General features: G+C 64.5%; 3 protein-coding genes. 1 reads left to right on the top strand and 2 read right to left on the bottom strand.

Annotated elements, in window-relative coordinates; translation table 11 throughout:
- Positions 1 to 1,318 (bottom strand): hypothetical protein (locus QZY07_RS08225; protein WP_295401473.1); only part of this gene is annotated, 1,318 nt, incomplete at its 3' end.
- 111 nt (positions 1,319 to 1,429) lie between these two features.
- Between QZY07_RS08225 and QZY07_RS08220 the strand changes: the two genes are divergently transcribed.
- Positions 1,430 to 2,983 (top strand): ATP-dependent helicase, encoded by a 1,554-nt coding sequence (locus tag QZY07_RS08220; RefSeq protein WP_295401471.1) that lies wholly within the window; start codon positions 1,430 to 1,432, stop codon positions 2,981 to 2,983.
- Between the two features lie 35 nt (positions 2,984 to 3,018).
- Here the strand turns inward: QZY07_RS08220 and QZY07_RS08215 are convergent.
- Positions 3,019 to 3,539, bottom strand: a 521-nt coding sequence (locus QZY07_RS08215) for a hypothetical protein (RefSeq protein ID WP_295401470.1), incomplete at its 5' end; no start/stop codon positions are given.

Below are 3,539 nucleotides of genomic sequence, written 5' to 3'. Positions count from 1 at the left end.
TGTTTGGAGCTGATGCGGCGAGTTCTTGCGGTCTCCCTGACGTCTCCAGGCCGGCGAAACGGCGGTAGGCATCGAGGCGATCATCGTCGACCTGTGCCCTCTTCCCGGATCTGCCCCGAAGGAGCTCTCGCGCGGATTTGACCGTGAGGTCCAAGATGTTTCGCTTGAACCACATGGCTCCGTGGGCCGCAAGCTCAGCGTCGAGATGACTCAGGAGCAACAGCGATGACTCCACGTCGTCCTTGAAGTCCACCCCACTGTTGCGCCATCTCGCCTTCGCCGTGCCATGCAGGCGGTTGTCATTGGGCGAGAGGTGCTGATGTACGGGGGCAGGGTACGATACGTGCTTTGCGAATCCGAGCGATTCGAGCGTACTCACGCCACCCGGAAAGAAGGACTTCCCGTTATCGCTGAAGACGACAACGTTGGGCCGGGGTTGGTAGAGGGCAAAGAAACGGCGCAAAAATTCGGCACTCTCGCTGGCATAGAGGCGGGCTTCGCTCTTCTCGGCCCCACTATAGTGGATACGTGTTGCCTCGATGCCGAAACGTCCGAGCGCGTTGACGAGTTGATCCCGCTCTTCGATCCACGTCCTGCGTCCGATACGATCGAGCCGGAATTTCCTATTGAACGTAAAGAGGGCGGGAGGGGTACGATTGACACCGTCGGACCAAACCACGGTGACAATGCAGTTCGTAAACCGCGTGATCGCGGTGCTCGATTTCGGCTGAGCGCCACCCTCAGGAGCGTCAGTCACGCGCCGATCAGTGCGGTGGCCCGTGAACGTGAAGTCGACGCTTGCCAGGAGTCCTTTGAGGTCTCCCGCGCGCTGTCGCTCCCGCTTCCAATCAAGCATCATCTTCGCAAGAGCGTCGACGTCCACCGTGAAACCGCTGGTCTTCGTCTGGGACACTTTTGAGTTGAAACCGAGGGCATGCAGGTAGTCATGCGCCGTCGTCTGGGCCAACTCAACACCAAAGGCGGATGCGCAAAACTTCGCGAACGAGGCCAGCGAGACGACCTGGTTCGAGTCGTTTTGAAACAGAACCCAACCGGCAGCAATCTCGCACTGTTCGGTATCCAGAAGCGGTGCCGCTCCGCTCGCCTTCTCCGCCGTGAAAACCCTGCCTGTTGCCACCTGGGCACGCACCCAGCGGTCCAACGACGACTTGGGCACAGGGATCCCTGCGTCGGTGAGAACGTCACGAAAGACCGAGCGCGAGATCCCGCGCACCTCCAGCGGACCCACAAGGCGTGCAACGAGTTCACGCTGGTCCGTCGACAACTCTGTTGACGGGTACTTGCGCTTCTTGCACACAGAAAACTCTATTCAGGGTAACGAGCGACTCAATTTTAGCCGAAATCCTGGATTCGTCAGGCCGCCGTCCCTCTGCGCCAAACCGACGCGGGGAATGGCAACGGTGCGTCTTTGGCGCGCGATCGCCTGCTCGCGGGTCTGCGTTTCCTGCTCATCGACGAATACCAGGACATCAACGGCGATCATTACGACCTGATCAGCGCCGTGGCCGGGCGCACGCTCCAGAGCGAGGAAGACCGACTCTCGCTGCTTGCGGTGGGCGACGACGATCAAAACATCTACGCCTTCGATGGCGCCAATGTCCGCTACATCCGTCAGTTCGAGGCCGACTATCAAGCCCGGCGCTCTTCGCTGATCGAGAATTACCGCTCAAGCGGGCACATTGTCGCGTGCGCCAACCGGGTGATTGCCCGGGCGCGCGACCGCATGAAGGCGGGGCAGGACATTCGGGTCAACCATGCCCGCCGTGACCAGCCGGCGGGAGGCGACCATGCCACGCTCGATCCGGTGACGGGTGGGCGGGTGCAGATTCTCGAAGTCCCGCAGGATCCCCGCTTGGAAGTCCAGATGGCCCTGGTCGAACTCCAACGCCTGTCGGCATTGGAGCCGGCGCGGCGCGGGCAATGGGGGCGGTTTGCCGTCATGGCGCGGCGCTGGGAGGATCTCGAACCCCTGGCGGCCCTGTGCCGGCGGCGGCGCATTCCGGTGCGGTTGCTGCGTGACGCACAGCAGCCGAATCTGCATACCACGCGCGAAGGACACACCCTCCTGAGTCTGCTGAGAGGCGCGGGGCGCCGAACCGGGCGCACGCGGGTGCTGCTGCGCGCCGGTACGTTATCGCGTTGGTTTCGCCGGCGTTATGGCGTCACGATCGACGCCCTGATCGAGCATCCCTTTCGGGCGGCGCTGGCGCAACTGATCTCGGAGATTGAGTGGGCGGTGCCCGGTGGCGAGCGGGTCGTGGCCGATCTTATCGACGCGCTCTACGAGTTTGGCCCGGGTGGCAAGGCACTGGCGGAGGCGCGGCCCAATGGACCGCTGATGTTGATGACGGCGCACCGCGCCAAGGGCCTGGAATTCGACCATGCGCTCATCCTCGACAGCGGGGGTTGGCGCCGCCGCGACGACGATGAGCGTCGACTGTTCTACGTGGCCATGACGCGCGCTCGGCAGTCCCTGACGCTCTGCGAAGCGATGGGAAGACCGCATCCCTTCGTGGGAGAGACGGACGGACTGGCGTTGCGAACCCGGCCGGCAGTACCCGCCTTGGAGCCAACGCTCGCAAACCGCTTCCAGCTTGCCGATCCGGAGCAAATCGTCCTGTCCTGGCCGGGCTATTTCGCCCCGTGCGCGCCGATTCACCGCGCCCTGGCCGCGCTCGAGGTCGGCCATCCGTTGATGCTGCGCGCGCGTCCCGATGGCCATCCGGGCTGGGAGCTGGCGGACCTTCAGGGTGTCGCGGTGACCCGGATGTCCGCCAAGTTTCGCCCGCCGGACGGCGAGATCGTCGCGGTTCGGGTCGCGGCCGTGCTGGTCAGGTACGGCAAGGAAGACCAGCAGGGGTTGCGCTGCCCGTGCTGGGAGCTGATCTTGCCGGAGAGTCTGTTCCCGCGAAGACGTCCTGAAACGCTGTCCAGCGGTTTCTTGAAAAGCACACGCGCGTAACCAGGCCATCAGGCGAAGACGCCACTGGAGGGCGGTCAGGAGCCCGGCATCGCCGCCGCGCCGGCCAGTTCAAGGGTCGCCTGATCGCCTAACGCCGCCTGGATTTCGACCAGGGTCGGCGGGCGCGTGGAAGCCGGCTCGTCGTGTCGCCCAAGGCAGGTCAGGCGCATCAGGTTGGGATCCTGGCGGTTATCGAGCCAGAAGTGATAGCCGAACCGGACCATCGGCGCCCCCCCGCTGTCGCCATGGCCTGCCAACTGGAACCGGACCTGGCCGTCCGCGCCGGGAGGCCGATCCACGCTGGACACCAGGGCCACATAATCCTGAACGCGCGTGATCCCGTAGTGCCCGGCCTGGACGGTCTGGCTCTTGTCGGGGTCGAGGCGTCTGACCTCGATCGTGCAGCTCGCGTCGGTGGCCGACGAGCGGCCCGAGGTGAAGAAGGCGCGGGTGCGTCCGGGCGGGATCTGGATCGGCTGGTTCAACCGCAGCGCGCTCCCTGGCGGGATTACCACCCACTCGCCCGGCACGGACTCGCGGACGAGGGTTTGACAGG

The organism is uncultured Thiocystis sp. (genome assembly GCF_903866365.1).
Taxonomy (GTDB): Bacteria; Pseudomonadota; Gammaproteobacteria; order Chromatiales; family Chromatiaceae; genus Chromatium.
The sequence above is the reverse complement of the archived record's forward strand: the minus strand, read 5'-3'. Positions and strand labels throughout refer to the sequence as shown.